This window comes from Bradyrhizobium sp. UFLA01-814 (assembly GCF_046718885.1).
Lineage (GTDB): Bacteria > Pseudomonadota > Alphaproteobacteria > Rhizobiales > Xanthobacteraceae > Bradyrhizobium > Bradyrhizobium elkanii.
In genome coordinates, this window is record NZ_JAQOSR010000273.1 from 1 (window position 1) to 7143 (window position 7143).

Genomic DNA, 7143 nt, shown 5'->3' on the forward strand with positions numbered 1-7143 from the left:
ATCAGAAGGCTGGTCAGGTCTGGGACGAGCGGTTGGGCTCCGCGCGCGTCCAGGCGAGCAACTGGCGGCTTGCGGCGCTGAGCGTCACCGCCTTGTCCGGTATTCTCGGGTTGGTGCTTCTGACCGTGATCGCCCGCTCGGGGGTCGTTCCTTATGTGGTCGAGGTCGATCGACTCGGCGAGGTGCGCGCAGTTGGACCCGCCCTGGAGGCCTATCAGCCGTCGGATGCGCAGATCGCCCATTTTCTGGCCCGCTTCATCGAAAACGTTCGCTCCTTGTCCATCGATCCCGTCATCGTCCGCACCAACTGGCTGCGTGCCTACGACTTCGTCACCGATCGCGGCGCGCAGGCCTTGAACGATTATGCACGCGAAGCCGATCCGTTCGCGAAGATCGGTTCCAGGACAGTGACCGCCGAAGTCACCTCGGTGGTGCGTGCGTCGAGCGACAGCTTTGAGATCCGCTGGAAAGAAAACAGCTACGAGAACGGCTCGATCGCCAAGACCGAGCGCTTCACTGGCCTGGTCACCACGGTTCTCAAACCACCGGCAGACGCCGAGACGCTGCGCAAAAACCCGCTCGGCCTCTACGTCCATTCCCTCAACTGGTCGCGCGACCTCATTGGAGACGCCAAATGAACTCTGCTGTCCTCACCAGGTACGCGTCCGCCAGTACGCTTGTCTTATCGCTCCTGCTCGGCGGATGCGCCACCAAGCTCAATCTGGAAGCGCCTTACGATGAAATGACATTTGAGCGGGCGCTTCCCGAGACCGACCCGCCAAAGCCGATCGAAGTCGTCGAAACGCCAAGGATCCTGCCTCTCCCCGGGCAGCTCAAGCCCTATCCGGCCAAGGCCGCCAAGGAAGATAAGCTTCCTCCGGAACAGGCCATCGCGAAGGCTAACAAAGCGGCGAGGATGGAGCCGACGGGCGCCGGTTACATCAATGCCATCCAGGTCTATCCGTGGACGGAAGGAGCGCTTTATCGGCTCTATGCGAGCCCCGAAAAGGTCTCGACCATAGCGCTTCAAGCGGGCGAAGAGCTGGTCGATGTCTCGACTGGCGACACGGTTCGCTGGGTGGTCGGGGATACCTCGAGCGGGCAGGGAAGCAGCCGGCGAATGCATATCCTGGTCAAACCGACGTTGCCAGACATCCAGACCAACCTTGTAGTCTTGACCGACCGGCGCACCTACCACCTCGAGCTCGTCTCCACCAAGCAGACCTACATGGCCTCTATCTCCTGGACGTACCCGACCGATACGCTGGTTGCGCTTCACAAGCAGAACGCGACCGCCGAGGCGAACGAGGGGCGGGTGGTCGACCGCGGAGTGCGGCTCGACAGCTTGAACTTCCGCTACCGCATCGAAGGCGACGATCCGCCGTGGCGGCCGTTGCGCGCGTTCGACGATGGCCGCAAAGTCTACATCCAGATGCCGTCTGGCCTGTCGCAGGGGGAGGCGCCGCCGTTGTTCGTCGCGGGCACCGACGGCCGTCCAAATCTCGTGAACTATCGGGTCCGGGGGGCGTACTACATCGTCGACCGGATGTTTGGCGCCGCCGAGCTGCGGCTCGGCGAGGATCCCCAACGCGTCGTCCGGATCATCCGCACCGACGCGCGGCCGGTTTCGCAGGCCGTCAGCACCGGGAGCGCGTCATGACGAGTGGGCAAGATCAGGAGCCGCCGGAGCCTCTCGAGCTGCGAGCACGACCGCGCCCCATTCGGCGGTTGAACAGGCGCGCGCTCATGATCGGCTGCGCAGTCGCTGCGCTGTTCGTTGCCGGCGCGACGATCGTTGCGCTTCAGCCGCTAAGGTCGCCGAAGCAGACCGATCGATCAGAACTCTACAACACCGACCGGAAGCAGACGGCCGAGGGTCTGGACAAGCTGCCCAAGTCGTATCAGGAGCTTGCGCCCTCAACGCCCCGGCTTGGGCCTCCGTCGCCGGGCGATATCGGCCGGGCCTTCGCCGAGAACGAAAAGAAGGCTGGTACGGCGTTGTCATCCGATACGGGCTTTCGGACAAATCCCGAGGAAGACGCCGAACGAGCCGAGCGCCTGCGCCAGGTGCGGGTTGCGCAGCAGGCAAAGGAGTCGGGATTGTTCTTCCGGCTGTCGGAAAAGCAGGACAAGCGGAAACAAGCCGGCACCATGGAGGTGGCAGCGAGCCCACCTTCCTCGTTCCGGCCGCAAGCGGCCGATCCTGGGCCGACCGCTGCGGAGCTCGCGAAAACTGCGCGGGCTATGGTCGATCGATCGGACGAGATCGTGCCCTCGTCGCAAGCGCGGAAGCTTGCGTTTGTGGGAGCAAAGGCAGACACCGAGACCACCAATCCGCACGCGTTGCTGCCGGCTCCTTCCGCCTTCGCCGTGATGGCGGGGTCGATCATTCCGGCCAGCCTCGTTACAGGGCTGAATTCGGACCTGCCCGGTGCAACCATCGGCCAGGTCACCGAGAATGTCTATGACACGGTGACGGGCGAGCATCTCTTGATCCCGCAAGGGACGCGGCTCGTGGGCAAATACGATAGCGTTGTGGCGTTTGGGCAGAAACGGGCATTGGTCGTCTGGACACGGCTTATCCTGCCCAATGGCAACTCCATTGTGATCGAGAATCTTCCGGCTACAGACGTCGCAGGCTACGCCGGTCTCGAGGACGAGGTGGACTTCCACACATGGCAATTGCTCAAAGGCGTGGCGCTGGCGACGCTGATCGGCGTGGGGACACAGCTATCGATCGGCAATGACGAGAGCGACCTCGTCAAGGCACTGCGGGAAAGCACGCAGCAAACGACCAACCGAGCGGGGCAACGCGTGGTAGAGCGCGAGCTCGACGTACAGCCGACCATCACGGTGCGGCCGGGATGGCCGCTTCGGGTGATTGTCTCGAAGGATCTGGTGCTGAAGCCATATCAGGATGTTCAGACGGTTGCGAAGGGCAGGTGAGGGATGAAGCTCGCGAAACTGCCTGATCGAACCCCGGTGAAGATGGGCGTTGCTTTCACGCCAGGCCTGGCGCAGCGGCTCCGCGAGTATGCTGCTTTCTATGCAGAGACCTACGGCAACAAGGAAGAGGTCGCGGAGCTGATACCGTTCATGCTCGAGGCATTTCTCGACGGCGATACCGCTTTCAGGAGGGCAAAGCAGAGATCAAGCGCTCGGGACCAAGCGATCACGGAAGGGGGCGGATCAACCTTGAGGTAGGTTGCTCATCCCGGTGAATCTGAATCGCTTGAAGTGATATCACTGACCGACTCGACGAAAGGTCTGCAGGCATTCGGCGACAAGGTGCAGTGATCGTCCAAGTCGATCGTGCAACTGCTCCAGGTCATGTGCTGTGGTTCCTTCAAGCCGGAGGCTATCTCGGGCAAGTACACGCGCCACTGGAGCATCGATCGGCTCAGATGTTATAACCTGGGCCGTTTGTGACGTGGTCCTTACAAATTCGAACGAAGATTTGAGTTGGCCGCTCGGGGTTACGACGGCCGATGCGATCACGCTGGCCATCACAACGGTCTCTGTGAGATCCGCAGGCAGTTTGATCGCGCAAACGACAGGTCCTGTTTCTCTACACCTGTAGGTGGCCCATCGAATGAGATTAAAGCTATGCAGCGTTGGATTGCGCTCAAATCTCGGCGCACCTCGGCCGAAATGCCGTCCAACACAACGTCCAGGGTCCGCAACGGCTTGCGTTGGCCCACTAAGAAGCTGTCAACGTCTCGATGAATTCCTCTAAAGACGGTTGTGGCGCTGTCTGTAGCTTATGGAGTTCTTCTGGCTTCAGCTTGGTGTAGCGTCGTAGGGTCCGCCAATCCTTGTGGCCAGTCACCAGGGCGACCTTTTCGATCGAAAGTCCTGCCTCGAACAGCCGACTTGTCCCCTCATGCCGCAGATCGTGAAAATGCAGGTCATCGATCTTCAACTCATCGCAGGCTCGCGTAAATGCCGCGCTCACCGAGCGATGATTGTACGGGAAGACGCGTCCCAAACCTCTCGTGATGATGCGCTGCTGGAGCATGATCTCCCAGGCATCGTACCCGGTTAGATTGAGAAGCGGGACTTTCTGATCGTTGCCATCCTTCGCCCGAGGATCCTTGCGGTCGCGAATAATCAGAATTCGCGTTTTCATGTCCACGTCCGGCCAGTCGGGTCGGCATATCTCCTCTTGTCGCATCGTTGTCGCGACCGCGTACCGAACGATCCGTCCCATTGGAATAACCTGTCGAGGGTTGGTCTCAAAATACTCAATGAGTTCGCCGAGCTCATCTTCAGTTGGACGTCGGTCTCTCTCTTCCGACTTGCCGACAAGACCCAAATGCTTCATTGCAAAGCGCGCTAACCGAACCTCTTCGGCCGAGACCTCAATGCCGTGAACGGCTGCGGCGTGCGTAGTGACGGTTCTGATAAAGGAAAAATCAATCGCCAGTGTGGCTGGACCCGCGCCTTCCTTCGCGCGCTGGCGACCAAATTCGATAAGTCGCTCGCGATTGAGCTTGGACAATTTCACTGTCCCCAAAGCCTCCTTCAGTGCTTCCAACACCGCGGCTTTGGAGCGGCGGGGAGGGCGGCCGACCTCGTGCATGTCTTTAACATGCAGATCGATGATATCGCCGAAGGTCGTGGCCTTTACGGCAGCACGCGGTTTGGGTGACCCGCTGCGATCGATATTGCGCTCCATGTCGAGCGCCCATTCCTCGCCATCCTTGCGGCGTCGAAACGTCTCTGCCACATAGCGGGTCTTGCGGCGGACCTGGACGCGCCAGTTCCCAGACGGCAACTGAGTAAAGCTGGCCATTGTCGTGTGCATTCCCTAGATCGTGTGCGCTACGCGTGCGCAGACAGGTCAAAACGGGTACAAACGTGTGCAAATTCGGCTAGTTTGAAGGGCGTTCGTTCTTGCTACATCCCATTGAGAGCGTAGGGTAAATCATTGGAATCGCAACACTATCGCTTTTCTGTGGCACCCATGATGGACTGGACCGACCGGCATTGCCGGGTGTTCCATCGGCTGATGTCGCGGCGGGCGCGGCTTTATACGGAGATGCTGACGACCGGCGCCATCATCCATGGCGACCGGGCGCGGCTGCTCGGCTTCGATGACAGCGAGCATCCGGTGGCGCTGCAGCTCGGCGGTTCCGATCCGCGCGATCTGGCGACCGCCGCAGAGATCGGCGAGCAGTTCGGCTACGACGAGGTTAATCTCAATGTCGGCTGTCCCTCCGATCGGGTGAAGGATGGCCGCTTCGGCGCTTGCCTGATGGCCGAACCCGCGCTGGTCGCCGAAGGCGTTGCGGCGATGAAGCGTGCGGTGCGAATTCCCGTGACGGTGAAATGTCGGATCGGCATCGACGACCAGGATCCGGAAGTCGCGCTCGACACGCTGGCCCGCGGCGTGATTGCCGCGGGCGCGGATGCGCTTGTCGTGCACGCGCGCAAGGCTTGGCTCAACGGATTGTCGCCGAAGGAGAACCGCGACATCCCGCCGCTCGACTACGACCGGGTCTATCGCCTCAAGGCGGCGTTGCCGCACGTGCCCATCATCATCAACGGCGGCATCACGAGTCTCGCCGAGGCGAAGCGGCATCTGGCGCATGTCGATGGCGTGATGCTGGGGCGGGCGGCCTATCAGGAGCCATGGCGGCTGCTCACCGTCGATTCCGAGCTGTTCGGCGAAACGCCGCCGCACGCCACGATGAAGGACGTGTTCGCGGCCATGCTGCCCTATATCGACCGGCAACTGGCCGAGGGCACCCGGCTGCATTCGATCACGCGGCATTTCGTCGGCGCCTTCCATGGCGTCCCCGGTGCGCGCGCGTTCCGCAGGTATCTCGCGGAGAACGGCGTTCGGCCGGGGGCTGACATCGACGTGCTGCGCGAGGCGATCGCACGCGTTGACGATCGCCCGCTTGCGTCGGTCGCGGCCTGAGAGCGCTGGTTTAGAGCCCCGTTTCGATGGAATCGGAACGGGGCTCTAGATTCCCTGTTTTGACGCGTTTTCTTCACGCGAACCGGTATCCACTTCGCTCGAAAACGCACTAATGCTTGCGCTGACGCCGCGTGACGTCTTGAGCGACCTTCAGGAAATTGAACAGATGCGGCATCCGGTTGTCGCGCCGGTAGTTCAGCGACAGCGCAGTGCCCGGATTGTGTCCCTCATAGGCGCGGTAGGCGACGCCCGGCCGTTCCGCCTCCGAAACCGATTTCGGCACCAGCGCGATGCCGACGCCGACCGACACCAGGCTGATGGCGGTCTGGTAGTCCTGCGCCAGCACCTGCGATTTTGGAATGAAGCCTTCTTCGAGGCAGATATTGAGGATGTGGTCGGCGAAGCTCGGGCGCGGCTTGCGTGGGTAGAGGACGAACGTCTCGGCCTTCAGCGCCGCCAGCTGCGGGACCTGCTGATCGAGCAGGGGTGAAGTATCTGACAGTGCGAGGATCAGCGGCTCCTGCAGCAGCGGCTCCGACTTCAGCTCCTCGTCGTCGAGCGAGGGCCGGGCGATGGCGATGTCGATCTCGCGCTGGATCACCGCGCGCTTCTGCTCGGCGTTGTTCATCGCCGACAGCGCGAGCTCGACGTCGGGATAGGCCGAACGAAACGCCTGGATCACGCTCGGCAGCACGCCATAGGTCGCCGATCCGACGAAGGCGACGCGCAGGTGCCCGGAAAAGCCTTCGCCGATCCGCTTGATCTCGCGGTGCGTCCGGTCGAGCCGCTCCAGGACGTCGCGCGCCCGCTCCAGCAGCACGCTGCCGGCCTGGGTGAGCCGGATCTGGCTGCGGCTCCGGTCGATCAGCATGACGCCGAGATCGCTCTCGAGTTGCGCGATTTGCCGGCTGAGCGGCGGCTGCGCGATCGCAAGCCGCGACGCGGCACGGCCGAAATGCAATTCCTCGGCGACGGCGACGAAATAGACCAGCCGCCTGAGATCCATGACATCGTCGCGATCGGTCACGGCTAGCCGAACGCTTGTTCGCGCGCTTCCGGGGAAGCCGCCGAAAGATCCTGCCGGGTTCGATATCGCGTGGTCATCAGCGCACGATCGAGAGGGTTCCAGCGCGAAGACTGGGCGTGGGTCCCCGGATTGTCAATTGTCCGCGGGAACGACGCCATCCGGCTAGTCCTTCCGGGCGAAGGTGCGGATC

General features: G+C 62.0%; 7 protein-coding genes. 5 read left to right on the forward strand and 2 right to left on the reverse strand.

All coding sequences use genetic code 11. The annotated features are described in order from the left end of the window. The 4 genes from trbF to PMN64_RS41000 form a co-directional block, all read left to right on the forward strand. Positions 1-638: conjugal transfer protein TrbF (gene trbF / locus PMN64_RS40985; RefSeq protein WP_411784864.1), on the forward strand; the 638-nt coding region annotated here is incomplete at its 5' end. Then, positions 635-1660, forward strand: coding sequence for a P-type conjugative transfer protein TrbG (gene trbG, locus PMN64_RS40990; RefSeq protein ID WP_411784865.1), 1026 nt, complete (start codon positions 635-637; stop codon positions 1658-1660). The genes trbF and trbG, both read left to right, overlap by 4 nt. 440 nt (positions 1661-2100) lie before the next feature. Further along, complete coding sequence (locus tag PMN64_RS40995) at positions 2101-2946, forward strand: TrbI/VirB10 family protein (protein WP_411784867.1); 846 nt, start codon at positions 2101-2103, stop codon at positions 2944-2946. A 3-nt stretch (positions 2947-2949) separates the two neighbouring features. Further along, complete coding sequence (locus PMN64_RS41000; RefSeq protein ID WP_411784868.1) at positions 2950-3204, forward strand: DUF2274 domain-containing protein; 255 nt, start codon at positions 2950-2952, stop codon at positions 3202-3204. 496 nt (positions 3205-3700) lie between these two features. Here the strand turns inward: PMN64_RS41000 and PMN64_RS41005 are convergent, their stop codons facing one another. Next, positions 3701-4795: a site-specific integrase gene (locus tag PMN64_RS41005; RefSeq protein WP_411784870.1), complete on the reverse strand. Its 1095-nt coding sequence runs from the start codon at positions 4793-4795 to the stop codon at positions 3701-3703. A gap of 135 nt (positions 4796-4930) precedes the next feature. On the opposite strand from PMN64_RS41005, the gene dusA reads away from it, so the two are divergent. Further along, positions 4931-5926, forward strand: coding sequence for a tRNA dihydrouridine(20/20a) synthase DusA (gene dusA / locus PMN64_RS41010; RefSeq protein ID WP_411784872.1), 996 nt, complete (start codon positions 4931-4933; stop codon positions 5924-5926). Between the two features lie 109 nt (positions 5927-6035). Here dusA and PMN64_RS41015 read toward each other — a convergent pair whose 3' ends face one another. Then, positions 6036-6953, reverse strand: coding sequence for a LysR family transcriptional regulator (locus PMN64_RS41015; RefSeq protein ID WP_411784873.1), 918 nt, complete (start codon positions 6951-6953; stop codon positions 6036-6038). Positions 6954-7143: the final 190 nt, after the last annotated feature.